The sequence below is a fragment of the Streptomyces milbemycinicus genome (assembly GCF_002154605.1).
GTDB lineage: Bacteria > Actinomycetota > Actinomycetes > Streptomycetales > Streptomycetaceae > Streptomyces > Streptomyces milbemycinicus.
On the sequence record NZ_MUNE01000494.1, the window covers coordinates 1 to 23,184 of the forward strand.

Genomic DNA, 23,184 nt, shown 5'->3' on the forward strand with positions numbered 1-23,184 from the left:
GACCAGCCGCGGCGGCGGGCACGGGGCCCGGTGGCGCCGCTGCCGGGCCCGCCCCAGCGGCGGGCGGCGCCCCGGGCGCGCGCCCCCGGCCGCGCGGGGCGCGGTTCGCCGGGGCGGAGGAGGCCGCACCCGTGGCGCGGCCGCGCGGGGCGCGGTTCGCCGGGGCGGAGGAGGCCGCACCCGTGGCGCGGCCGCGTGGGGCGCGGTTCGCGGGGGCCGTGCCGGACGAGACCGTACAGGCGGCGACCGCGGCGACCGGCGAGGCCGGGGCGGAGTCGGGGCACCCGGTCACACCCCGGGGCGCGCGGTTCGGCGGGGCCGCGCCGGTCGGGGGCGTCGGGGCCGCCCCTGCGGAGGCCGTCGCGGCGACCGGCGGGGCCGAGGCGGAGTCGGGACATCCGGTCACGCCCCGGGGTGCGCGGTTCGCCGGGGCGTACGAGGGCGGCGGCGGGGACGGGACGAAGCGGCGGAAGCGGGACAAGGCGCAGGAGGAGGCCGAGCGGCGCGCGGCGCAGGAGGCGGCGCGGACCGCCGAGGCGCGGCGGGCCGCCGCCGAGGCCGTGGACCGGCTGGCGCGGCTGCGGGCGGACGGCCGGGGCGGGGAGGCGCACGTCCTGCTGTGCGAGGCCGCCGCCTGGCCCGCCCCCTGGCTCCCTTTACTCGCCGCGGAGCTGGAGCGCGCCGGGCTCGAGGCGGACGTGGCCACCCTGCTGTGGGAGGTGGCTTGCCTCCCGCCCGCCGCCCTGGCGGCCGCCGCCGGGGCGCTCGTCGCCGCGGGGCGCGGCGAGGACGGCGTGCGGCTGCTGCGGCAGAGTGTCGCGCGCCCCGTCACCGACGTGGCCCAGACCGTACTCGCGCTGCTGGCCTCGGGCAGCCGCGCGGAAGCGGCGTTTCTGCTGGAGGCGCTGGTGCGGGCCCGTAGACCCGACGAGGCCGCGCAGGCCGCGGCGAACGCCCCGGCCGAGCTGGTGCCGCTGCTGCTGGACGCCGCGAGCGGCGTGTCCTCCAGCAGCCACCACGATCTCGCGCACGCCCTGCGCGTCGCGGGGCTGCCGGGCGTACCCGGCCTTGCCTGAGCCGAAGTGACCCGCCTTGCCTGACATAACACGAAACGTGAACGTCTTCGTTGAGTAACGGCCGCGGTATTGCCAGAGTGGTCTGTGCGCTTCTACGTTCTTTCCACAGCCGGAATCTACGTGCGTAGACGCCTGCGAAGGCGAAGGAGCTGATCATGGCCAACGTCGTACGTGCCGCGCTCGTCCAGTGCACCTGGACCGGCGATACCGAATCGATGATCGCGAAGCACGAGGAGTACGCCCGGCAGGCCGCCGCCCAAGGCGCCAAGGTGATCGGTTTTCAGGAGGTGTTCAACGCCCCCTACTTCTGCCAGGTGCAGGAGGCGGAGCACTACCGCTGGGCGGAGCCGGTCCCGGACGGGCCGACGGTCCGGCGGATGCGGGAGCTGGCCCGGGAGACCGGCATGGTGATGGTGGTGCCGGTGTACGAGGTGGAGCAGTCCGGCTTCTACTACAACACCGCGGCGGTGATCGACGCGGACGGCAGCTTCCTCGGCAAGTACCGCAAGCACCACATCCCGCAGGTCAAGGGGTTCTGGGAGAAGTACTACTTCAAACCGGGCAACCTGGGCTGGCCGGTGTTCGACACCGCGGTCGGCAAGGTCGGCGTGTACATCTGCTACGACCGCCACTTCCCCGAGGGATGGCGCGAGCTCGGCCTGGCCGGCGCCCAGCTGGTCTACAACCCCTCCGCGACCTCGCGCGGCCTCTCGGCGTATCTGTGGCAGCTGGAGCAGCCGGCGGCCGCGGTCGCCAATGAGTACTTCATCGCCGCGATCAACCGCGTCGGCGTGGAGGAGTACGGCGACAACGACTTCTACGGCACCAGCTACTTCGTGGACCCGCGCGGCCAGCTCGTCGGCGAGGCCGCCGACGACAAGACGGAGGAGCTGGTCGTCCGGGACCTGGACTTCGGCCTGATCGACGAGGTGCGCCAGCAGTGGGCGTTCTACCGGGACCGACGGCCGGACGCGTACGAGGGGCTGGTGAAGCCGTGAACAGCGAGCTCCACGACCGCCACAAGGCCGTTCTGCCCGACTGGATCGCCCTCTACTACGAGCGGCCGATCGAGCTCACGCACGGCGAGGGCCGCCATGTCTGGGACGCCGACGGCAACCGCTACCTCGACTTCTTCGGCGGCATCCTCACCACCATGACCGCCCACGCCCTCCCCGAGGTCACCAAGGCGGTCAGCGAACAGGCGGCGCGGATCCTGCACAGCTCCACGCTCTATCTCGACCGCCCCATGGTGGAGCTGGCCGAGCGCGTCGCCGAGCTGTCAGGCATCCCCGACCCGCGCGTTTTCTTCACCACTTCCGGCACCGAGGCCAATGACACGGCCCTGCTCCTGGCCACCACGTACCGGCGCTCCAACCAGATCCTGGCGATGCGCAACAGCTACCACGGCCGGTCCTTCTCGACCGTCGGCATCACCGGCAACCGCTCGTGGTCGCCGACCAGCCTGTCGCCGCTGCAGACGCTGTACGTGCACGGCGGGGTGCGCGGCCGCGGCCCGTATGCCGGGCTGTCGGACGCCGAGTTCATCAAGGCGTGCACCGCCGATCTGGAGGATGTGCTGGGCCAGGCGTGCGGGCAGGTCGCGGCGCTGATCGCGGAGCCCGTGCAGGGCGTCGGCGGGTTCACCTCACCGCCGGACGGGCTGTTCGCCGCCTTCCGGGAGGTTCTGGACCGGCACGGGATCCTGTGGATCAGCGACGAGGTGCAGACCGGCTGGGGGCGGACCGGCGACAACTTCTGGGGCTGGCAGGCACACGACGCCTCCGGCCCGCCCGACGTCCTCACCTTCGCCAAGGGCATCGGCAACGGCATGTCCATCGGCGGTGTCGTCGCCCGCGCCGAGGTGATGAACTGTCTGGGCGCCAACTCCATCTCCACCTTCGGCGGCAGCCCGATCACCATGGCCGCCGGCCTCGCCAACCTGACCCACCTCCTCGAACACGATCTGCAGGGCAACGCGCGCCGCGTGGGCGGGCTGCTCATGGACCGGCTGCGCACCGCGGCGGCCGGGCTGGACGTCGTACGCGAGGTGCGCGGCCGGGGGCTGATGATCGGCATCGAGCTGGTCGAGCCGGGCAGCGACCGGCCCTCGCCCGACGCGGCCTCGGCCGTCCTGGAGGCCGCGCGTGAGGGCGGGCTGCTGCTCGGCAAGGGCGGCGGCCACAACAGCAGCGTGCTGCGTATCGCCCCGCCGCTGAGCCTGACCGCCGCCGAGGCCGAGGAGGGCGCGGAGATCCTGGCGACGGCGCTCCGCACGGCGCAGGCCATGGCGGACGGTTCGGCGGAGGCGGCCGACGAGGCCGGAAGGAGCACCCTCTGATGTCCCGCAGCTCCCGCACCGTGATCCGCGGCGGCCTCGTCATCACCGCGGCCGAGGAGACCCGGGCCGATGTCCTCGTCGAGGACGGCCGTATCGTCGCCCTCGCCGCGCCCGACAGCGCGTACGCCCAGGGCTGGACGGCCGACCGTACGATCGACGCCACCGACAAGTACGTCATCCCGGGCGGGGTCGATGCGCACACCCACATAGAGATGCCCTTCGGCGGCACATTCGCCTCCGACACCTTCGAGACCGGCACCCGCGCCGCGGCCTGGGGCGGGACGACGACCATCGTGGACTTCGCGGTCCAGTCGATGGGCCATTCGCTGCGCGAGGGGCTTGACGCCTGGCATGCGAAGGCGGCGGGCATGTGCGCGATCGACTACTCCTTCCACATGATCCTCGCCGACGTCAACGAGGCCTCGCTCAGGGAGATGGACCTCCTCGTCGACGAGGGCATCACATCCTTCAAGCTCTTCATGGCCTACCCGGGCGTCTTCTACAGCGACGACGGAAAGATCCTGCGGGCCATGCAGCGCGGCGCGGCCAACGGCGGGCTGATGCTGATGCACGCCGAGAACGGCCTCGCCATCGACGTCCTGATCGAGCAGGCCCTCGCCGAGGGCAGGACCGACCCCCGCTACCACGGCGAGGTCCGCAAGTCGCTGCTGGAGGCGGAGGCCGCCCACCGCGCGATCCAGCTGGCCCGGGTGGCCGGGGCCCCGCTGTACGTCGTGCACGTCTCGGCCGCGGAGGCCGTAGCGGAGCTGGCCCAGGCCCGCGACAAGGGGCTTCCCGTCTTCGGTGAGACCTGCCCCCAGTACCTCTTCCTGTCCACCGACAACCTCGCCGAGCCGGATTTCGAGGGCGCCAAGTACGTCTGCTCCACGCCGCTGCGGCCGCGCGAACACCAGGCCGCGCTCTGGCACGGACTGCGCACCAACGACCTCCAGATCGTCTCCACCGACCACTGCCCCTTCTGTTTCGTGGGCCAGAAGGAGATGGGCCGCGGCGACTTCTCCAAGATCCCCAACGGGCTGCCGGGCGTGGAGAACCGGATGGACCTCCTCCATCAGGCGGTCGTCGACGGACATATCTCGCGCCGCCGCTGGATCGAGATCGCCTGCGCCACCCCGGCCCGGATGTTCGGCCTCTACCCGAAGAAGGGCACCATCGCGCCCGGGACGGACGCCGACCTCGTCATCTACGACCCGCGGGCCGAGCAGACGCTGTCCGCGCAGACCCACCATATGAACGTCGACTACTCGGCGTACGAGGGGAAGCGGATCACCGGGCAGGTGGAGACCGTGCTGTCACGCGGCGAAACGGTCATCGACCGGCGGCAGTACACGGGGCGCGCGGGACATGGGCAGTTCATCGCGCGCGACACCTGCCAGTACCTCAACTGACGAGCTAGCTGGACCAACCCTGGGAGCGAGTATGGATTTCGGACTCGTCCTGCAGACCGATCCGCCGGCGGCGGGGGTCGTCGAACTGATGCGGCGCGCGGAGGGCGCGGGCTTCACACACGGCTGGACGTTCGACTCGGCCGTGCTGTGGCAGGAGCCGTTCGTCATCTACAGCCGCATCCTGGAACACACCGAGCGGCTGATCGTCGGCCCCATGGTCACCAACCCGTCCACCCGCACCTGGGAGGTCACCGCCTCCACCTTCGCCACCCTCAACGAGATGTACGGCAACCGCACCGTATGCGGCATCGGCCGCGGCGACTCCGCGATGCGCGTGGCGGGCCGCAAGCCCAACACCCTCGCCCGCCTCGGCCAGGCCATCGACGCCATCCGTGATCTCGCCGAGGGGCGGGAGGCGGTCGTCGACGGCACCCCCGTGCGCATCCCCTGGGTCGAGAACGGCAGACTGCCCGTCTGGATGGCCGCGTACGGCCCCAAGGCGCTCGCCCTCACCGGTCGCAAGGCCGACGGCTTCATCCTGCAACTCGCCGACCTGTATCTGACGGAGTGGATGGTCAAGGCGGTACGCACCGCCGCGGTGGAGGCCGGGCGCGACCCGGCCGCGCTCACCATCTGCGTCGCGGCCCCCGCGTACGTCGGGGACGACCTCGACCATGCCCGCGAGCAGTGCCGCTGGTTCGGCGGCATGGTCGGCAACCACGTCGCCGACCTGGTGAAACGCTACGGCGAGCACTCCGACGCCGTCCCCGAGGCCCTGACCGCGTACATCAAGGGCCGCGCAGGCTACGACTACAGCCACCACGGCCGCACCGGACACCCCAGCACGGGCTTCGTTCCCGACGAGATCGTCGACCACTTCTGCCTGCTCGGCCCGGCCGAGGCCCACATCGAGAAACTGCGGGCGCTGCGCGCGCTGGGGGTCGACCAGTTCGCGATCTACGCCATGCACGACGCGAAGGAGGCGACCATCGACGCGTACGGCGAACACGTCATCCCGGCGCTGGCCGACTGACCGGTCTTCCTCTCCTCTGAACCCAACGGCAGAACCGCGCTACGGACGCTCCCGCACGGCCCCGTCCTGACCACTGTCGAACGAAGTGGGGTTCCATGACCGCCAGCGCACCGCCACCGCCACCGCCGCCCCCATCGCCCGCCGGATCCGCCCAGACCACGCACCCGGACGGCCGCGTCGAGCTCCCCGTGGGCGCGGCCGTTCCCACCGGGCGGTATGCCAATGAGGACCTGCTGCCCGTACCCGTCGCCCGGCGGACCTGGAACACATACAACTTCGCCGCCCTCTGGGTCGGCATGGCCCACAACGCGGCCACCTGGACGCTCGCCTCCGGCCTCATCCAGCTCGGCATGGACTGGAAGCAGGCGGTGCTGACCATCGCCGTGGCCAATGTGATCGTGCTGGTGCCGATGCTGCTCACCGGCCACGCCGGCCCGCGCTACGGCATCCCGTTCCCCGTCTTCGCCCGCGCCTCCTTCGGCATCCGGGGCGCCAACTTCCCCGCGCTGATCCGCGCGGCCGTCGCCTGCGCGTGGTTCGGGATCCAGACGTGGATCGGCGGGGCCGCCATCTTCCTCCTGGTGGGGAACATGCTCGGCGACTGGTGGACCGGCGCGGCTTCCTTCGGTGGCTATCCCTGGACGCACTGGCTGTCGTTCGCGCTGTTCTGGGCCCTCCAGATCGCCATCATCGTGCGCGGTATGGAGACCCTGCGGCGCTTCGAGAACTGGGCGGCCCCGTTCGTCATCGTCGGCGCGGTCGCCCTGCTGATCTGGATCTCCAACAAGGCCGGTGGCTTCGGCCCGCTCCTGGACCAGCCCTCCGAACTCGGCTGGGACGGCGACTTCTGGTCGGTGTTCTTCCCCGCCTTGATGCCGATGATCGGTTTCTGGTCGACCTTGTCGCTCAACATCCCCGACTTCACCCGCTACGGGGCCAACCAGCGCTCCCAGTTCTGGGGCCAGTCGCTGGGCCTGCCCACCACCATGACGCTCTTCACCCTGCTCTCGGTCCTGGTGACCTCCGGTACACAGGCGGTCTACGGGGCGCCCATCTGGCAGCCCGAACAAGTGGCGGCCAAGATCGACAACTGGGCGGGCGTGCTGTTCGCCCTGATCACGATCCTGGTCGCCACCGTGTCCGTGAACATCGCGGCCAATGTCGTCTCGCCCGCCTTCGACCTGTCCCATATGGCACCCGGAAAGATCACCTTCCGGCTGGGCGCGGTGATCGCCGCGGTCGTCGGGGTCGCGATCTTCCCCTGGAAGCTGTACGCCAGCCCCGATGTGTACATCTTCACCTGGCTCGACACGGTCGGCGCGCTCCTGGGCACCGTCGCGGGCATCCTGATCGCCGACTACTGGATCATCCGCCGCGCCTTCCTCCATCTGCCCGACCTCTACCGTGAAGGCGGCCGCTACTGGTACTCCGGCGGCTGGAACTGGCGCGCGCTCGCCGCCTTCGCGGCGGGCGGCGTACTGGCGATCGGCGGCGCGCACACCGACCCCGGTACGGCGGGTCCGTTCCCGGAGGACGGGCTGATCCCGTTTCTGAAGCCGCTGGGCGACTACGGCTGGGCGGTCGGGCTCGGGACCTCGCTCGTCCTCTACACGCTGCTGATGCTGGGACGACGGGAGAAGACGGCTTCCAGGGCATAATCCTCGGACCTTTTCGGATGAGGCCCTTGACGCTTGACGGGCTAACTCCCATCATTTTCCGGCATGAAGCGACGACAAGCACTCACATTGCTCGGAGGTCTTGGCTTAGCCGGACCACTCACCACCCTCACGCCCTCCGGCCGGGCATCGGCCGCCGAACTGCCGGAGGGCGTCTACTTCCAGAACCGCGGCAGCGTGGAGGGCTGGGACTACAGCTACACCCAGAAACAGGGGTCGATCAGCACCATCGACACCCCGGCCTACAAGGGCGCGCACTCACTGGAGGCAACCCAGACCTACATCAACGAAACCGGGGGCTACCACTCCGAAGTCCTCCAGCGGGGTGCACAGAGCGTCGGCCAGGACCGCTACTACGGCCAGGCCATCCGCCTCGCGCCCGACTGGCGGTTCCACAACCAGAACGTCACCTTCCAGCAGTGGTCCCCCGAGGACCCGGAGGGCCCCTGGCTGCTGATGTTCGTCCAAGGGGAGGAGATCCGCTACGGCGGCCGCGCGGTCTCCGGGACCGTCGGCAAGATCACCGACCTGCGTGGCACCTGGATCCGGCTCGTCGTACGGCTCAAGCTGGCCGACGACGGCCAGGGCGCGTACGAGGTGTGGCTCAACGGACGCAAAACCGTGAGCTCGACCGGCATCACCCTGCTGCCGTCCACCTCGCAGACCATCCGCTGGTCCAACGGCATCTACTGCACGGCCTGGCGGGACGGCACGCCCGCAGGCGCGTCCACGCTGACGATCCTCCACGACCAGCACCGGATCGCCGCGTCGTACGCGCTGGCGGAACCGGCCAACTGGACCTGACGCGCCCCTGCCCGCCTACCCCTGCCGACGCGAGCCGACGCGAGCCGACGCGGGCCGCCCGCCGCCGTCACGGCACCCGCGTAGTCCACTCCCACGAGCCGAACTTCGCCTCCGCCAGCCGCTGCGCCCGTGCCGCCTCCTCCTCCGTCACCTTGCCGTCCGTGAGCCCGTACCGCTCGCGGAAGGAGGCGATCATCCGGTCGATGACGGCGGCGCGCGCCAGGCCGGTCTGCCGGCGCAACGGGTCCACGCGCTTCTTGGCGCTCCTGGTCCCCTTGTCGGACAGCTTCTCCCGGCCGATGCGCAGCACCTCGACCATCTTGTCCGCGTCGATGTCGTACGACATCGTCACGTGATGCAGCACCGCCCCGGCCCCGGTCACCACCCGCTTCTGCGCGGCGCCGCCGATCTTCCCGGCGTCCGTCGCGATGTCGTTGAGCGGCTGGTACCACGCCGCGATGCCCATATCGCCGAGCGCGCCCAGCACCCAGTCGTCGAGATACGCGTACGAATCGGCGAACGACAGGCCGGACACCAGCGACTCCGGCACGTACAGCGAGTACGTGATGGTGTTGCCGGGCTCCACGAACATCGCCCCACCACCGCTGATCCGCCGCACCACCTCGACGCCATGCCGCTCCGCGCCCTCGGGGTCCACCTCGTTGCGCAGCGACTGGAAACTGCCGATGATCACGGCCGGCGAGGCCCACTCCCACACCCGCAACGTCGGCGGCCGCCGCCCCAGCGCGACCTCCTCGGTCAGCACCTCGTCCAGCGCCATGTGCAGGGCGGGCGGCTGCGGACCCTCATGGATCAGCTGCCAGTCGTAGTCCGTCCAGTCGGTGGCATGCGCCAACGCCCGCCGCACCGCGACACCCACGGCATCCGCCGTGAACCCGAACATGACCGTGCCCTCCGGCAACGCCGCCTCGACCCGGCCCGCGAGCCCGCGCGCGTCGGTGTCGGCGGGCGCGCCCTCCAGGGCGCGGTTGATGGCGAGCAGCGCCTCGTCGGGCTCCAGGAAGAAGTCCCCGGCGACCCGGACGTCCTTCAGCCGCCCGTCCTCGACCTCAAGGTCCACGACCACGAGCTTCCCGCCCGGCACCTTGTACTCACCGTGCATCCGCGCACCTTCGTTCTTGTTGCTGCCTCTGTGTCCCTAGCCTCGGCGTCACCGAGGATTATTCCGCCACCGGGACTCAGCCGAGCGGGTGCGGCCGCGACTGGCGGTGCGGCGGGGTGAAGGACAGGCCGTTCTCGTCGAGGGCGTTGTGGACGGTGATCCGGCCGTCCGGGAAGACGAAGCTGACGTCGACGGTTCCTCGGGCCGCGTCAGGGCCGGTCCATTCGAGGAGTTCGACGTTCTGGAGGGGCTGGCCCAGGAGGAGTGCAGCTTCGGGGAGGGGGTTGGCGCGCCATCGGAGGGCGAAGCCTGGCCACTCGACGGGGCGGCGCGGATCGACGGCGTTCCAGGTGAGGGACAGCTCGTCGAGCTTCCAGTGGTTGATCTCCACCTGCTCGCCGTCGAAGTCGAACAACACGGGGCAGTCCGGAAACCACTCGTCGTCCTCCAGATCCCACACCACCCACAGCCGGGTCAGAGAGCGGCCGATGAGGGCCCGCAGCCGGGCTCCGTGGGCCTGCCTGACCGCGCGGGGGCCGCGCATCCAGTGCGGCCGGTAGCCCTGGATCCCGAAGTCGAACACGCGGATAGTGGAATCGCCTTTCGTGGGGCTGACGGGTGATCACAACGATCTGCTCATAGTCCTCGTCGTTAGTGCAGGACGGTTGCCGAGTGGCGCTCGGCCGTGGCGGCGATCAAAAGATCTGCCATGGACAGGGCACGGTGGTTGCCGGTCCGCGTTGCCAGCGACTGAACGGGTCGAGGGCAGCTCGAACGGACGCCTCGGTCCGTCGTGCCGAAGCGGAATTTTCGATCAGGTTGCGCAAGGTTCAGGCCGCGTCCCCTGTAGCCGTGGTTCGAGCGTCATAGGTGAGATCAATCGCGCCACTGTCGATGGCGTCCATGAACTCCAGGCGCCGATGCAGCTTGACGGTCTCCTCCATGGCGCGGCGTACCGCCGCCGCCTTGGTCTTCACCTTGTAGAGCCTCATCAGCTCTTCTGCGGTGTCGTCATCAAGGTCGATCACGGTGCGGGACATCGCGGTATCGCTCTCCCTGGGCAATAGATGTCCACACCATGTCATGTAAACACGGTGGTCGAATTCCTTGATGAAGGGTGGGGTGGGGAGATCTTCGGGCCTCAGAGGCCGACGCTCGGATCGACACCGGTCAGCTCGCAGCTCGCGTCCCACAGGCGCGCCGCGACCGCGGTGTCGGTCAGGTGGTCCCAGAGGGGTGCCGGCCGTGGCAGGCCGCGCAGCCCGAACACGCGGGGAGCCCACAACTGCCCGCCCGCCACGGCCGGGTCGAGGACGGCCCGTACGGCGGGCCACGCGGCGGCCTCCTTGCCTTGGACCAAGAGGCCGGCCGGCAGGCCGCGCAGCCGGTCGCCGGTGGTCCGTACGTGGACGGGTGGGCGCGAGGGGGTGAGGGAGTCCAGCGCGCCGCCGGGGTGGGTGACCACGCTCAGCGCCGTGCTGCCGGCCGCCCGCAGACGGCGGTCGAGCTCCAGGCCGAAGAGCATCTGGGCCAGTTTCGACCGTGCGTAGGTGCGTTTGGGCTGGTAGTCCCGGGTGCTCTGGAGGTCGTCGAGGTCCAGCCGCTCGGACTTCGCCGCGAAGCTGCCCGTGGTGACGATACGGGCCGCGGGGGCGGCTGCGAGCAGCGGTGCGAGCTGCCGGGTCAGCGCGAAGTGGCCGAGGTGGTTGGTCGCGAACATCAGCTCGTGGCTGTCGTGGGTCTCGCGGCGGGGTGGGTGGTCGAGCATCACCCCGGCGTTGAGGACGACCGCGTCGAGACGGTCGAGGTGAAGGGCTTCCGCCGATGCCTTGAGTGAGAAGAGGTCGGCGAGGTCCAGCCGGACCCAGCGCACCTGCGCCCCGGGCACCCGGGACCGGATGGAGACCGCCGCGGTTTCGGCCTTCGCCGTGTCCCGGCTGCCGAGCACGACAGTGGCTCCCGCGCCGGCGAGCTGTTCGGCGACGAAGTAGCCGATCCCCGCGTTGCCACCGGTGACCAGGATGTTCGTACCTGTGGCGAGCGGCAGCCGATGGACGTCCCACGGCTTGATCGGGGCTGTGGAGGGCATACGGGCTCCTTGTGCTCGCGGGGGATGCCGGACCCGTTCAGCGTCACAGCGGTCACCGACACGCCGTCGACAGATCGCCGACGGCCCTGAGCACCATGTGCCACAGAAGCTTGACCAGTGGTCCGACCCGTCCGGAGGCTCCGTGAGGGTGGGAGGAGTGCCCGCTGGTGAGATTGCGGTGTTCGACGGTGGGCCTCCCGTAGGTGCGAACCATGCATTCGATTCTCCACGGGAGTAGGACCCTGCAGCATGAAGCCATGGAGAATGAGGTGCCGCTGGCCGGCGGACGCATCACCCCCGGAGTGGTCAGGGTCGGCAGCACCGTTCGGCGGCCGGTGACCGCAGCGTCCCCGTTCGTCGCGGAGCTGCTCGGCCATCTTCAGCAGCAGGGCTTCACCGGCGCCCCGCGCCACCTGGGGTCCGACGCAGCCGGGCGTGATGTCCTCAGCTATCTGCCCGGCTGGGTTCCCGCACGCTTCCAGCACTGGACCGACGCCCAAGTCGCCGCCGCCGGGGCCTTGCTCCGTGCCTTGCATGACGCCACCCGTGGCAGCCGCCTCGCAGGGCGGCATCCTGTGATCTGTCATCACGACCCAGGGCCGAACAACACCGTCTTCTCCGACGCCGTACCCGTCGCCTTCATCGACTTCGACACCGCCGCACCAGGCGACCCCCTCGAAGATCTCGGCTACCTGGCGTGGACCTGGTGCGTCTCCTCCAAACGCGAGGCGCCATCCGCCAGCGCCCAAGCCGCACAGGTACGCCTCCTCACGGACGCTTACGGACTCGACGCGGCCTCCCGCCCCCGGCTCATCGACGCCATACTCGACCGCCAAGTCCGCAACGCCCAGTGGTGGCGCGGCCACCTCACGCACCCACGCCCCCGCGTGGCCGACGACCACCAGATCACCGAGCGCATTCGCTGGTCCGAGCAGGAGCACGCCCACACCGTGGCCAACCGCGAGGCGTTCGCAGCAGCCCTGCACTGACAGCAGCGGGGAAGCTCGATGCCTCAGGCGATCTGGTCGCAGCTACCTACTCGTAGATCCGCGCGACTGAGAGTTGTAGGGCTACGGATCTCCATGTGACGGGTTCGAGTTGCGCGTGAGGTAGTGAGTTGGCGCCCACCCACGCGGCCCAGGCGCCGAGCCAGTCGCAGAGGTTGCTGTGCGCCCAACTGCCTCCATCGCCTGCCCATTGACCACGGTCGACCTTTGCCTGGTACTCCTCTTGGTCCCGGACGAAGTCGGTGGCGAGCGTCGCCGCGTACCTCTGCAGGTCGCGGGGCGTGTTGACCTCGTCCGGCTCGGTTCCGGAGTCCGCGAGCACGAAGTTGAGGCCCGGCGAAGTCGTGCGGACGGTGTCCAGTTGGTACGCCAGTCCTTGCCAGCCGGGTCGGTCGGGTGCTTCCTCGTGAAGCAGGTCGGTGCCGTCGAGGCGGCCGCCGAGCAGGCGGACCCACCCCCACAGGAGACCGTCGATGGTCCGGTTGGTCCAGCGGCTGACCGTCGGCGGCTCCGCGTCCTGGCCGCTGCACGCCTGCTCGCAGTCGACGGCCAAGAAGCTGAGGTAGGCGGCGAAGCCCTGCCGGGACTTCACCTGCTGCCAGGAGTCGATGCTTCGGGATGCGGACACAGTGAGAGGCTATGGGCCGCCCTGGCTTGCGTCGACCAGATTGCTTGAGACGCCTCGCCGTGATCTTCCGGAACTGGCCAGGAGTGCCTGACCACCCAGAGCTGGTATCAGTTCAGCACGTCCGAGCCGAACCAGATCGACTGAGACGGGGACCAGTATTCGCCGCCGCGGCACCACAGCCTCTGGAGGCGGCCTTGAACGGCGTTCTGTTCCAAGACGCTTGACGGCTCAGCATCGTCGCCTGCCCGGCGCGTCGACCACGACGGAACGCCGTACGGTGCGGAAATCGCGGCGCTTGAGGAGGACAGGAGGGTGGCCGTCCAGGATCACGGAGCGGTGGTCCGTGAATCCGCAGGCACGCAGATCGATCACGGGGTAATAGCGTGCTCCGATCCGGAGACGGTCGCCGATGCGGATACCCAGCGAGTCCACGCTCCGGATGGTGATCAGGGTCGAGGCGCGCACGGTTCGGTCTCCGGCTCTTTGTTCATCGGCTCCTCCTGCTCCGCAACTGTGTCGATCCGGATCCAGACCTTCTTGCCGTCGGGGGTTGGTTCGTATCCGAAGTCGTCGGCGAGTTCGCGGAGCAGCCACAGTCCACGGCCCGTCTCTGCGATCCAGTCCGGGCGGCTGACGACAGGCGGGGTGGGGGAGCGGTCGGAGACATTTACGTAGATCGACGGACCCTTTTTGGCGATCTCCAGGGAGCAGCGTGGGCTCTCCGCGTGGCGATGCACATTGCTGAGCAGCTCAGTCACGGCCAGCAGGACGGTATCCGACACCTGGCAAGGCTGTTTCCACTTGCGCATGGCGGCCGAGGCGAGGCGGCGGTAGTGGGCGAGGTCATCCAGCTTTACGGCTAACTGCCATGTGTAGGAGAGCCGTTGTTCGTCGGTGACCTGGTCTGCAACTGCCATGACTCCTCCAACGCGTCGATTGCGACGCATCTCTAGCCCTGGGCACAGGCGCTCAGCAGCCCCAGCCAGCTGACATGTCTGCCTGCGGCTTGACTGAACTACAGCCAGAATGGCGGGGAAATGGAGTGCGGTGCAAGTTGAGCACCAAAGTTCGATTCCATAATCGAACTGCTGCACGGCGGGTAGTGTGTGGTTCAATCGAGGAGGAGCACATGCCAGTTGACCCGAAGCCAACCGTCCGCCGACGCGTTCTGGGGACCAATCTGCGACGGCTGCGTGAGGAGCACGGGCTCCTCCTGGAACATGCCGCCGAGCAGTTGAGCTGTTATCCGTCGAAGATCAGTCGGATCGAGTCCGGCCAGAGTCCGGTCAGGCCGCTTGATCTCAAGGCGTTGCTCGACCTGTACGGAGTCAAGGACGAGGTCACGCGCGCAGGTTGGCTGTCGCTTGCCCGGGAAAGCCGCAAGCAGCGGTGGTGGCGGGTACTCGAAGACCGATTGCCGCAGGATTTCCTTGACCTCATCGGCCTGGAGGAAGACACCTCGTACTGTCGGGGCTTTCAGCCCGGAATCGTCGATGGCCTGTTCCAGACCAAGGAATACGCCGAAGCCGTGATCGGCGGCGGGTCCGCCGGGCCGCTCGACGAGAATGGGCAGACGAAGCTGGAAGTCCGGCTCGAACGGCAGAAGGCGCTGACGCGCTCCGAGAACCCCATCACGGTGTGGATGATCCTGGGGGAGGCGGCGCTGCGCCAGCAGTGTGGTGGCGTGGGCGTGTTGCGTGATCAGCTTCTGTATCTGATCGAGCTTGCGCGCCTTCCGAACGTAACCTTGCAGGTACTACCCTATTCGGTGGGGGCTTACCGAGGTGGGCCGACCTCATTCAAGATCTACCGCTTCCCGGAACCCTCCAGCATGGAGGTTGTGCTGCTGGAGAGCCATATCAGCCACACGTATCTTGAGAACCCCAAGGACATCGGCTTCTACGCGGATATCTTCAACTACCTGCGTGCCGCGGCGCTTGGGGAGTTGGAGAGCCAGGCCCTCATTGCGGACATCGCAAAAGAAGCCGACAAGTAGAGAGAAAGCATGGAAATGCAGGGAAACCGGTCCGGATGGTTCAAGAGCAGCTACAGCATGCAGAACGGCGACTGTGTTGAGGTGCGGAATCAGGCCGTAAGCGGTATGGATCTCCGCGACTCCAAGGTTTCGAACGGTCCTGTGCTCACCTTCACCGCTTCCGAATGGACCATGTTCATACGTGGCGTGCGGGCAGGCGAGTTCGAGGTCAGGGGGTAGGCCCCCTGTCGCTCGTGCCCCCAGCCCGTCCGGGCTGGGGGCTTCAGCCTTCGTGGCACTGATCTGGGAGTCCGTGCATGTGGTCGGATGGTGATGCGCGAGGTCATTTCGCGGAAGGCGGGTGCTGTCCGCCATCTATTGGGCCTTCTCTACCCCTCGTGCAGGGGCGGGGTGCCGAGAGCCTTACGCACCGCGGTCGTGAACTGCTCGCGGCTGAGTTCGCGTGCTGCCTGGTTGCGTTTGAGTAGATCAACCATTTCTGAGGCTTGATCGAGGAGAGCCGACAGCTGATCGGAGTTCGCCTGAAGGTCTCCGAGTGCCTTCTGGGAGGCTGCCCGATGTCGGTCGGCGCTCTCTAATACCTCCGACAGGAGCGGGTGACCGTCGACACTCTCACCGTGTTCATACGCAGTTGCCAGGAGTTCCTGTAACTGCCCCGTGCGTTCCTGGAAGTCGTTCGTGGCCGCTTGAACAGCAGCGATATCGGCGGGGCGCTCGCCCATGGCCGAGTGTCCGATCTCCGCTGCCTCGATGAACTTCGCGGTGGCGTCTACGTCTTGCTGCATCGTCTCGGCCAAGTCCTCAGCCGACTCGGTAACCTCCGGCGGCCCCAGGAGCGCTATGCGTCTCGCACGCTCCGCCATGCGGCCTGCGGCATCTCTCAGTGGATCTGTGCTTGGCAGATCACCATTGCGGGAATCACTGGAGGTCTGGGTGAGACGAAGACATTCATCCCAGGCTTCGAGGAACCCGTCGTAGGCGTTAAGCCGCTGCTGTCTCAGCCAATGGGAATGCTCGGCGGTTGCTTGGTCCGCTACCTGCCGTCGAACGGTCTCGGCGTTCTTGTCGGCTCCGGCCGTTGTCGCTCGCGCCGCGACAACGGCCCCCAGCACGGTGCCTGCCAGACCGAACCCTGCTGCGACCAGAGCGATCACTAACTCGTCCACAACTGCCCATCATGTCGTCGGGGCCGTTGTTTGGGAACGACGTGTCATGCGGGGCCGGCGCGGCAGTGCCGACTTCTCACAGTGCTCTTGAAGGGGCGCGCGGTGCGCGGGTCACCAGGTCCCGCTGAGGTCGGCAGGGGCTTGGGGGAGCATGCGCACCGCGCGCGGTTTTGGGAGCGGTCGGCCCGAGTTGTCGGACCGACTGGTCAGCCCATGTGTACGTCAGCCCATGTGCACAGCGCCGGCGTCAACCTCCGTGTGCTGCCGTTGGGCGTTGATGGCCAGCACGGTGACGACAAGTCCCGCGAGAAACATGGCGCCCGCGGCGGCGAATGCCATCGTGTAGCCCTGGGTCAGGGCCTCGTGTGCGCGGGCCGCCAGGGCGAAGTCCTTGGTGGCGAGCGCTCGGTAGAGCGTGGTGGCCGCATCGGGGAGTTTGTCGTTGGCGGCCGAGGTGGCGATCGTGGACAGTACGGCGAGGCCGAGCGCGCCGCCGATCTGCTGGGCGGTGTTCAGCAGTGCCGACGCGATGCCCGTGTCGTGGTGGGCGACGCCGCTGACCGCGCCGAGTGTCATCGGTACGAAGCTCATGCCCAGGCCGAGGGCGGTGACGAACATCGCGGGCATCAGGTGGGCGGCGTAGGAGGAGTCGGGTTCCAGGGTGGCGAACCAGAACATGCCGACGGCCCCGACCAGCAGCCCCGGACCGGCGATGAGCCGGGGTGCGAAGTGCGTGATCAGCTTGGAGCTGACGCCGGCCGCCGTGGCCATACCGAAGCTGAAGGGGAGATAGGCGAAGCCGGTCTTCACCGGGCTGTAGCCGAGGATGAGCTGCATGTACAGCGTCAGGAAGTAGAACGTGGCGAACATGCCCGCGCCGATGAACAGCATCGTGGCGTAGCTGCCGGAGCGGCTGCGGTCCTTCAGCAGGCGCAGCGGCAGCATCGGGTCTGTGGTGCGGGCCTGGAGCAGCAGGAAGGTGGTGAGCAGTACGGCAGCGCCCGCGAAGGACGCCAGGGCCGGCGCGTCGGTCCAGCCGTGCTCGCCGCCCCGGGTGATGCCGTAGACCAGGGCGATCAGACCGCCGGTGCCGGTGATGGCGCCGGGTATGTCCAGGCGGCCGGGGTGGCGCTCCGCCTCGACGAGGGTCTTTGTGCCGGTGAGCACGGCCAGGCCGATGGGGATGTTGACGAAGAACACCCAGCGCCAGTCCAGGAGATCGGTGAGCGTGCCGCCGAGCAGCAGGCCGACCGTGGCGCCGACGCCGCCCATGGCCGCGTACACGCCCATCGCGGTGTTGCGCGGCTTGCCCTGGGGGAACGTGGTGGTGATCAGGGCCAGGGCGCTGGGCGCGGCGAGTGCGGCGCCGACGCCCTGTAGGACGCGGGCGGCGATCAGCAGGCCCTCGTCCGGGGCCAGGCCGCCCAGCAGGGAGGCCAGGGTGAAGACGGCGATGCCGGTTTGGAACATGCGCCGCCGCCCGAACAGGTCACCGGCCCGTCCGCCGAGCAGCAGCAGTCCGCCGAAGGCCAGCGCGTAGGAGTTGACGATCCAGGCGAGGTTCGCGTCGGTGACGTCGAGGTCGGTCTGGATGGCGGGCAGCGCGATGTTGGTGATGGTGGCGTCGAGGACCACCATCAGCTGGGCGGCCGCGATCACGATCAGGGCCAGCCCCAGGTGCCGGCCCCCGCCCGGCGGCGTGGTGGGCGTATCGGCCGATGCGACGGCGGCAGCCGCACGGTCGGTGGACATGTCGGTAGACATATCGGTAGACATGAAAGAGGGCTCCAGAGGAGAGTTAATTGGCCCTGCGGCGCAATCGCTTCGTTACGGAAGTCTGCGCAGCGGCAGAAAGCAGCATCGTGGATGCGAACGAGAAAGACCTTAGCACCGTCGGGCGCTTGAATCGGACCGGGAAGAGTGTGGTGAAAGTTGCGCTTGACAAGGGGAGTTGCCCTGTGGGCACTGGCGCTGGGGATTGAGGGCCGGTGGGACCGTTGCAGGGAAAACCGCATGCCGAGCGGCCATCCGATTCGGATATCGGATGGCATGCAAATTGACGAGAAAAGCAAGTCCGTGGATGGGGGATCAGTCGGTTTCTGTATTCGATTATCTCAGCCGTATATGACAACGGACGTCATATATCGGGGATCATTCGATCGGCACGGTTTCGGGGTACAGGGCTGCCGTTGCCTGTGCCGCCTCCCGCAGCGCGTTCCGGAGTTCGGGAGGATCGATGACCTCGACCTTCGGCCCGAAGGCCAGCAGGATGGTGGCGTGGCCGAGTGAATGGAACCGCAGCGTCAGCTCGGTCGCCTGTGTGTCCGGGCCGTCGGGTATGTCCTCGGCGTTGATGAGGTCGGTCTGGTGGACCAGCAGGAACCGGGTGAGGGAGTCGGCGGCCACGCGGACCGTGACCTTCACGGGCCGCTCCAAGTTCTCGACCTCGCGGCGCAGATCCTGCCATACGTGCTGCAGCTCCACACCAGGGCGGAGACGGGCCTGTTCCGGCAGGACGCGCGCGGTCACGAGCCGATCGGCGCGGAAGAGCTTCGGCCGGGCCTGGTGGTCGGCCACCAGGTACCAGACGCCGGCCTTGTTCACGAGCCCGTACGCGTCCAGTGTGTAGGAGCGTTCGCTTCCGTCGCGGCCGTGGCGGTAATGGACGCGCAGCCGCCGGTCGCCGAACACCGCGTCCTGCAAACGGGCCAGCTCCGGGACCGGGGCGGGAGCGGCGCCGGTGCGCCACCGGTCGGGCTCGATGAACACGCGGCGGCTGGCCAGGTCGGCGTCCGGGCGGTGGACCTCGGGGAGCACCGCCATGATCTTGCGGAGGGCGGACCCCATGGCCTGACCCAGCCCGAGATCGGCGTGGGCACTGTCGGACAGGAGAACGAACAGCGCCCGTGTCTCGTCCGCCGTGAGGCCGCTGACGTCCGTACGATAACCGGGCACCAGCGCGATGCCGCCGCGCGCCCCGCGCTCCGTGTAGACCGGGACGCCCGCCGCCGACAGGGCCTCGACGTCACGCATCACCGTCCGTACGGACACCTCAAGGCGCTCGGCCAGCTCCCTGGCGGACGTCTGCCCATGCGTCTGCAGCAGGAGCAGAAGCGCCAGCAGCCGCTCGGAACGCACAGCCCACCTCCTTGCGCTTCTCCTCGGGGGCCTCGGGGGCCTCGGGGGCATCGTTCGATGGGAACACCTCCACCGTAAAGCTCGATATATGACAGCCAGCGTCATATACCGGAAGGGTCCCTGGTCCCTAGCGCCGCCACATCCGCTGGAGGGTCCGGTAGTCGATGACCACGACCCCCTCGTCGTCCAGCAGTTGGCGGGCCTCGGGCGAGGTCAGGAAGTCGTAGTCGGTCCGGCGCACGCGCCAGCCGTCGGGCTCGATCGCCTGGGACTCCTCCGTGCCCAGACCGGGGTGGACCGCCCATTCACTGAGGCCGGTCGGCAGGGCGCGCAGCAGTTGGGCATAGCGGGCCGGCTTGTCGTCGAGGGGGAGGGAGAAGCTGTCCAGGAAGTCGTTGTCGGTGACCGGGAGGCCGCGCTGCCGAGCCTCGCGGCGTCCGGGGTCGAGCCAGACGCGTACCGCCAGGCCGTACTCGGCGGCCAGCGCCATGGTCAGGTCCAGGATGTCGTCGCGACCGCCATCGGCCAGGCAGTGGAAGTCGAGGTGGGTGGGGGACAGGCCGGTGTCGACCACGGTGTCGATCTGGGCGCGGAACTCCCGCTCGACCTCGTCGGGACGGGCCTGGGCGAGGAGCCGCGCGCGCTGGGCGGGGGTGGGGATCAACAGATCGCCCGCGTCGTCGAGCAGGGAGGGGACCTTGTCCTTGGGGGACAGCGGTCCCCATCGGTAGTGGGCCGAGTCGCAGACCAGTGTGAGGTGGATGCCGAACGGGATATGCGGTCGGTCGCGCAGCAGACCCATGGCGTGCCGGGCCCACGGGCACGGCGGCATCAGGCTGCAGGAGCTGACGATGCCCTGCTCGATGGAGTCGACGATCGCCGCGTTGACCGCGTGGGACATCCCGAGGTCGTCGGCGTTGACGATGAGCACGCGGGCCTCGGGAGGGAAGCCGAGCAGTTCGCTCGACTGGACCGAGGCGGGTATCGGGGCGGTGTCCATGGGCCCAGTGTTGGGGGTGGGCGCACGGTCGCGCGCCCGAATTACGCGGCCTCAGGGGTGCCTTACGCAGCCCCAGGGGCGCCTCTGGCCCGTGGCCCCGTGGCCCGTGGCCCCGAACCAGGCCTCAGCCGGACGACACCGCCCGCAGGGCCCGCAGCGCCCCCGGGTGGCGGCCGGTGAGGCGGTCGAGGGCGGCGGAGGTGGCGTCGTCGGCCGGGAGGTGGACGATGAGGCGCTGGTCGTCGTCGGCGGGCAGTTCGAGGGTTTCGTACGCCAGACGGAGCTCGCCCACCTCGGGGTGGCGCAGCCGGGTGACCCCGCTGGAGCGGGGGAGGCCGGGCAGGGTGGCCACGCGCTCGGCGAAGGCGTCTCCGGTGATGACGGTCAACTCGTCGGCGAGATGGGCGACATGGGGGTCCGCGCGGAAGGGGCCCTGTTTGAGGGCGGCGACCTGTTCGTCGGCGACATGGGCCCAGTCGGGGTACGCGGTGCGGGCGCGCGGGTCGGTGAAGACGAAGCGGGCGAGGTTCGGCTCGCTGCCGTCCAGCAGGCCGACGGGGCCTGCCAGCCGCTCGTAGCCGGCCGTGTGGGCGAGGATGTCGCCGAGCCGGTTGAGCAGGACGGCCGGGGCGGGCTCCAGGCGGTCGAGCAGGGCCCGTACGGTCGGCCGCACCGTACGGGCCGGGCCCGCGTCGCCCCTGCAGCTGAAGCCGGGCTCGGCGCCCTTGGTCAGCCGGTGCAGATGGACGCGTTCGGCGGTGGTGAGGCGGAGCGCGTCGGCCAGTGCGGAGATCACCTGCGCGGAGGGGCGGCGGTCGCGGCCCTGCTCCAGCCGGGTCACATACTCCACGCTGACCCCGGCCAGCGTGGCCAGCTCGGCCCGGCGCAGGCCGGGCGTACGGCGGCGGGGGCCGGTGGGCAGCCCCACCTCGGCGGGGGTGACCGCCTCCCGGCGGAGGCGCAGGAACATGCCCAGCTCGTTGTCGCTCACCGTACGAACGTAACAGCCGGGTCGGACGGGATCGTGGCCCTGCCACTACCAGTCTCGGCCCGGCCTTCCTGGCCTTGGCGCGGCCCGGCAGATTGGACGGCGTGGCCCTCCCGGCCACTTCGCCACCTCATCAAGAACCACCTCATCAAGCACCACCTCATCAGCAACAAGGAGCACGCCCAGCCATGTCCAGCCAGACCCTCAAGCTCGCAGTGATCCTCGGCAGCGTCCGGGAGGGCCGGTTCGGCCCGACGGTCGCGAACTGGTTCGTCGAACAGGCCGAGGCGCACGGCCGGTTCGCCGTGGACCTCATCGACTTGGCAGACACCCCGCTGCCGCTCGCCCTGCCGCCCGTGCCCCCCGCGATGGAGCCGAATCTGCCCCGCCCCGCCGAGATGGCCGACCTCACGGCGCGGCTCGCGGCGGCCGACGCGTTCGTCGTGCTGACGCCGGACTACAACCGCGCCTACCCGGCCGCGCTCAAGGCCGCGATCGACTGGCACTACCTCGAGTGGCAGACCAAGCCGGTCGGCTTCGTCGGCTACAGCGGGGCCAGCGGCGGCCTGCTGGCCATCGAGGGCCTGCGGCAGGTCTTCAACGAACTGCAGGCCCACACGGTCCGCGACTACGTCTCCTTCCCCCGCTACTACGAGCTGTTCGGCCCCGACGGCACGCTCAAGGACCCCGAGGGCCCGAACGCCGCGGCGAAGGCGATGCTGGACCAGCTGCTGTGGTGGGGCTCGGTCCTCCACGACGCCCGGCGCGACCGCCCGTTCACCGCGGCGTAGGCGGGGCGGGGATCAGCGGGCGCCGGGCGACGCCCCGATCCCGGGGGTGGGCTCGGCATCCTGTACGGGCTCCGGTTCCGGTTCTTCCGGCTCCGGCTCCGGTTCCGGCTCCGGATCTGTGAGCGTGCCCGCGATGAGCCAGGCCAGGGCGCACAGCGCGATCAGCGGAGCCAGCGCGGTGCGCAGACCGGCGACGTCGGCGAGGGCGCCGATGGCCGGGCTGGCCACGCCCCCGACGCTGACGGCCAGGCCCAGTGTGACGCCGCTGGCCGTGCCGACCCGGTTCGGCAGATAGTCCTGACCCAGCGTGACGTGCAGCGAGAACGGCACGTACAGGGCGGCGGCCGTGAGGGCGGCGAAGGCGTAGAGAGCCGGCCCGGGGATGAACACCAGCCCGGCGACGGCGGGGACCGCCGCCCCGTAGGCGATGCGCAGCGTACGGACCCGCCCCCAGCGCGCGGCCAGCGGACCGCCCAGTACGGTGCCGACCGCGCCCCCGGCGAACAGCGTGAACAGCGCCGCCGACCCCGCCGCCGAGCCCCCGGGCACGCGCTGCTGGGCGTACAGCGCGATGAACGCGCTCAGGCCCACGTAGATGATCGAACGGCAGACGATGACCGCCGAGAGCCGCAGGAACTCCGGCCAGTTGTCACGGCCGGTGCCCCGCGCGGCGGCCTGCTCGGCCGCCGCGCGCCGGGCCAGGGACCGGATCGCGGAGGCTGTCAGCACCACCCCGGCCACCGCGGGCACCATCAGCCACGGCGATGCGTTCAGCCCTCCGGCGGACAGGACGGGGGATACGGCGACGGGGGCGAGGGCGAAGCCGATGTTGCCGCCGAGGGAGTACCAGCCCATCGCCACATGGCTGCCGCGGCTTGCCGTGCGGGCCAGCCGAGCCGACTCGGGGTGGTAGGCGGCCACC

Annotated in this window: 23 protein-coding genes and 1 pseudogene; 11 read left to right on the forward strand and 13 right to left on the reverse strand. The window is 69.5% G+C overall.

The genetic code is table 11. From position 1 onward, the window contains the following. The 7 genes and pseudogenes from CCN51_RS35005 to CCN51_RS35035 all read left to right on the forward strand — a co-directional run. Positions 1-1,076 (forward strand): annotated as a pseudogene (locus tag CCN51_RS35005) (hypothetical protein); the annotation flags it as partial. A gap of 155 nt (positions 1,077-1,231) precedes the next feature. Beyond that, entirely contained in the window at positions 1,232-2,074 is an 843-nt protein-coding gene (locus CCN51_RS35010) for a nitrilase-related carbon-nitrogen hydrolase (protein ID WP_014175485.1), read from the forward strand. After that, positions 2,071-3,414 carry an aspartate aminotransferase family protein gene (locus tag CCN51_RS35015; protein WP_014175484.1) on the forward strand — a complete coding sequence of 448 codons (1,344 nt, stop codon included), beginning with the start codon at positions 2,071-2,073 and terminating at the stop codon, positions 3,412-3,414. Before CCN51_RS35010 ends, CCN51_RS35015 begins: the two co-directional genes overlap by 4 nt. Then, positions 3,414-4,823 (forward strand): dihydropyrimidinase, encoded by a 1,410-nt coding sequence (gene hydA, locus CCN51_RS35020; RefSeq protein WP_014175483.1) that lies wholly within the window; start codon positions 3,414-3,416, stop codon positions 4,821-4,823. Before CCN51_RS35015 ends, hydA begins: the two co-directional genes overlap by 1 nt. A 31-nt stretch (positions 4,824-4,854) precedes the next feature. Continuing rightward, positions 4,855-5,856 (forward strand): TIGR03842 family LLM class F420-dependent oxidoreductase, encoded by a 1,002-nt coding sequence (locus tag CCN51_RS35025; RefSeq protein ID WP_014175482.1) that lies wholly within the window; start codon positions 4,855-4,857, stop codon positions 5,854-5,856. A gap of 95 nt (positions 5,857-5,951) precedes the next feature. Continuing rightward, positions 5,952-7,514 carry an NCS1 family nucleobase:cation symporter-1 gene (locus CCN51_RS35030; protein WP_014175481.1) on the forward strand — a complete coding sequence of 521 codons (1,563 nt, stop codon included), beginning with the start codon at positions 5,952-5,954 and terminating at the stop codon, positions 7,512-7,514. A 63-nt stretch (positions 7,515-7,577) separates the two neighbouring features. Then, positions 7,578-8,336, forward strand: a complete 759-nt coding sequence (locus CCN51_RS35035) for a polysaccharide lyase family 20 protein (RefSeq protein ID WP_043486530.1) — start codon at positions 7,578-7,580, stop codon at positions 8,334-8,336. Between the two features lie 67 nt (positions 8,337-8,403). Here CCN51_RS35035 and lplAB read toward each other — a convergent pair whose 3' ends face one another. The 4 genes from lplAB to CCN51_RS35060 form a co-directional block, all read right to left on the reverse strand. Next, positions 8,404-9,459, reverse strand: coding sequence for a lipoate-protein ligase LplAB (gene lplAB / locus CCN51_RS35040; RefSeq protein ID WP_014175479.1), 1,056 nt, complete (start codon positions 9,457-9,459; stop codon positions 8,404-8,406). A 76-nt stretch (positions 9,460-9,535) separates the two neighbouring features. Then, a complete protein-coding gene (locus CCN51_RS35045) occupies positions 9,536-10,042 on the reverse strand; it encodes a hypothetical protein (RefSeq protein WP_014175478.1) in 507 nt (168 codons plus the stop codon). Positions 10,043-10,289: 247 nt separating this feature from the next. Further along, positions 10,290-10,499, reverse strand: a complete 210-nt coding sequence (locus CCN51_RS35055) for a type II toxin-antitoxin system VapB family antitoxin (RefSeq protein ID WP_043486528.1) — start codon at positions 10,497-10,499, stop codon at positions 10,290-10,292. 101 nt (positions 10,500-10,600) lie between these two features. Further along, a complete protein-coding gene (locus CCN51_RS35060) occupies positions 10,601-11,548 on the reverse strand; it encodes an SDR family NAD(P)-dependent oxidoreductase (RefSeq protein WP_014175476.1) in 948 nt (315 codons plus the stop codon). A 257-nt stretch (positions 11,549-11,805) separates the two neighbouring features. Between CCN51_RS35060 and CCN51_RS35065 the strand changes: the two genes are divergently transcribed. Then, positions 11,806-12,537, forward strand: a complete 732-nt coding sequence (locus tag CCN51_RS35065; RefSeq protein WP_014175475.1) for a phosphotransferase family protein — start codon at positions 11,806-11,808, stop codon at positions 12,535-12,537. 46 nt (positions 12,538-12,583) lie between these two features. On the opposite strand, the gene CCN51_RS35070 is transcribed toward CCN51_RS35065, so the two are convergent. From CCN51_RS35070 to CCN51_RS35080, 3 genes are all read right to left on the reverse strand, one after another. Then, a complete protein-coding gene (locus tag CCN51_RS35070) occupies positions 12,584-13,183 on the reverse strand; it encodes a hypothetical protein (RefSeq protein WP_014175474.1) in 600 nt (199 codons plus the stop codon). Positions 13,184-13,411: 228 nt separating this feature from the next. Beyond that, entirely contained in the window at positions 13,412-13,648 is a 237-nt protein-coding gene (locus CCN51_RS35075) for a hypothetical protein (RefSeq protein WP_014175473.1), read from the reverse strand. Further along, on the reverse strand, positions 13,630-14,100 hold the full coding sequence (locus tag CCN51_RS35080; protein WP_014175472.1) for an ATP-binding protein: 471 nt from the start codon (positions 14,098-14,100) through the stop codon (positions 13,630-13,632). The genes CCN51_RS35075 and CCN51_RS35080 overlap by 19 nt, the downstream gene beginning before the upstream one ends. A gap of 212 nt (positions 14,101-14,312) precedes the next feature. Here CCN51_RS35080 and CCN51_RS35085 point away from each other — a divergent pair, with 212 nt between their 5' ends. Beyond that, complete coding sequence (locus tag CCN51_RS35085) at positions 14,313-15,179, forward strand: helix-turn-helix domain-containing protein (protein ID WP_014175471.1); 867 nt, start codon at positions 14,313-14,315, stop codon at positions 15,177-15,179. 15 nt (positions 15,180-15,194) lie between these two features. Further along, the gene (locus CCN51_RS35090; protein WP_106436586.1) at positions 15,195-15,398 is read left to right on the forward strand and encodes a DUF397 domain-containing protein; all 204 of its coding nucleotides are present in this window, start codon (positions 15,195-15,197) and stop codon (positions 15,396-15,398) included. A 149-nt stretch (positions 15,399-15,547) separates the two neighbouring features. Here the strand turns inward: CCN51_RS35090 and CCN51_RS54545 are convergent, their stop codons facing one another. From CCN51_RS54545 to CCN51_RS35115, 5 genes are all read right to left on the reverse strand, one after another. Next, a complete protein-coding gene (locus CCN51_RS54545) occupies positions 15,548-16,345 on the reverse strand; it encodes a hypothetical protein (RefSeq protein ID WP_143675983.1) in 798 nt (265 codons plus the stop codon). Between the two features lie 222 nt (positions 16,346-16,567). Beyond that, positions 16,568-18,097 carry an MFS transporter gene (locus tag CCN51_RS35100; RefSeq protein ID WP_014175468.1) on the reverse strand — a complete coding sequence of 510 codons (1,530 nt, stop codon included), beginning with the start codon at positions 18,095-18,097 and terminating at the stop codon, positions 16,568-16,570. 399 nt (positions 18,098-18,496) lie between these two features. Beyond that, positions 18,497-19,483, reverse strand: a complete 987-nt coding sequence (locus tag CCN51_RS35105; RefSeq protein WP_086860517.1) for a helix-turn-helix transcriptional regulator — start codon at positions 19,481-19,483, stop codon at positions 18,497-18,499. A gap of 127 nt (positions 19,484-19,610) precedes the next feature. Further along, positions 19,611-20,483, reverse strand: coding sequence for a polysaccharide deacetylase family protein (locus CCN51_RS35110; RefSeq protein WP_014175466.1), 873 nt, complete (start codon positions 20,481-20,483; stop codon positions 19,611-19,613). 124 nt (positions 20,484-20,607) lie between these two features. Continuing rightward, positions 20,608-21,474, reverse strand: a complete 867-nt coding sequence (locus CCN51_RS35115; protein ID WP_043486525.1) for a helix-turn-helix domain-containing protein — start codon at positions 21,472-21,474, stop codon at positions 20,608-20,610. 185 nt (positions 21,475-21,659) lie between these two features. On the opposite strand from CCN51_RS35115, the gene CCN51_RS35120 reads away from it, so the two are divergent. Then, entirely contained in the window at positions 21,660-22,262 is a 603-nt protein-coding gene (locus tag CCN51_RS35120; RefSeq protein ID WP_014175464.1) for an NADPH-dependent FMN reductase, read from the forward strand. A gap of 12 nt (positions 22,263-22,274) precedes the next feature. Here CCN51_RS35120 and CCN51_RS35125 read toward each other — a convergent pair. Then, on the reverse strand, positions 22,275-23,184 hold a 910-nt coding region (locus CCN51_RS35125; RefSeq protein WP_245881733.1), incomplete at its 5' end, for an MFS transporter.

What these genes read in the sequence shown, in the direction of transcription:
- CCN51_RS35120 (WP_014175464.1), top strand. Translation starts at nt 21,660, where the DNA reads ATGTCCAGCCAGACCCTCAAGCTCGCAGTGATCCTCGGCAGCGTCCGG.
- CCN51_RS35030 (WP_014175481.1), top strand. Translation starts at nt 5,952, where the DNA reads ATGACCGCCAGCGCACCGCCACCGCCACCGCCGCCCCCATCGCCCGCC.
- lplAB (WP_014175479.1), bottom strand. Translation starts at nt 9,459, where the DNA reads ATGCACGGTGAGTACAAGGTGCCGGGCGGGAAGCTCGTGGTCGTGGAC.
- CCN51_RS35065 (WP_014175475.1), top strand. Translation starts at nt 11,806, where the DNA reads ATGGAGAATGAGGTGCCGCTGGCCGGCGGACGCATCACCCCCGGAGTG.
- CCN51_RS35100 (WP_014175468.1), bottom strand. Translation starts at nt 18,097, where the DNA reads ATGTCCACCGACCGTGCGGCTGCCGCCGTCGCATCGGCCGATACGCCC.
- CCN51_RS35055 (WP_043486528.1), bottom strand. Translation starts at nt 10,499, where the DNA reads ATGTCCCGCACCGTGATCGACCTTGATGACGACACCGCAGAAGAGCTG.
- CCN51_RS35010 (WP_014175485.1), top strand. Translation starts at nt 1,232, where the DNA reads ATGGCCAACGTCGTACGTGCCGCGCTCGTCCAGTGCACCTGGACCGGC.
- CCN51_RS35025 (WP_014175482.1), top strand. Translation starts at nt 4,855, where the DNA reads ATGGATTTCGGACTCGTCCTGCAGACCGATCCGCCGGCGGCGGGGGTC.
- CCN51_RS35035 (WP_043486530.1), top strand. Translation starts at nt 7,578, where the DNA reads ATGAAGCGACGACAAGCACTCACATTGCTCGGAGGTCTTGGCTTAGCC.
- CCN51_RS35060 (WP_014175476.1), bottom strand. Translation starts at nt 11,548, where the DNA reads ATGCCCTCCACAGCCCCGATCAAGCCGTGGGACGTCCATCGGCTGCCG.
- CCN51_RS35090 (WP_106436586.1), top strand. Translation starts at nt 15,195, where the DNA reads ATGCAGGGAAACCGGTCCGGATGGTTCAAGAGCAGCTACAGCATGCAG.
- CCN51_RS35110 (WP_014175466.1), bottom strand. Translation starts at nt 20,483, where the DNA reads ATGGACACCGCCCCGATACCCGCCTCGGTCCAGTCGAGCGAACTGCTC.
- CCN51_RS35085 (WP_014175471.1), top strand. Translation starts at nt 14,313, where the DNA reads ATGCCAGTTGACCCGAAGCCAACCGTCCGCCGACGCGTTCTGGGGACC.
- CCN51_RS35080 (WP_014175472.1), bottom strand. Translation starts at nt 14,100, where the DNA reads ATGGCAGTTGCAGACCAGGTCACCGACGAACAACGGCTCTCCTACACA.
- hydA (WP_014175483.1), top strand. Translation starts at nt 3,414, where the DNA reads ATGTCCCGCAGCTCCCGCACCGTGATCCGCGGCGGCCTCGTCATCACC.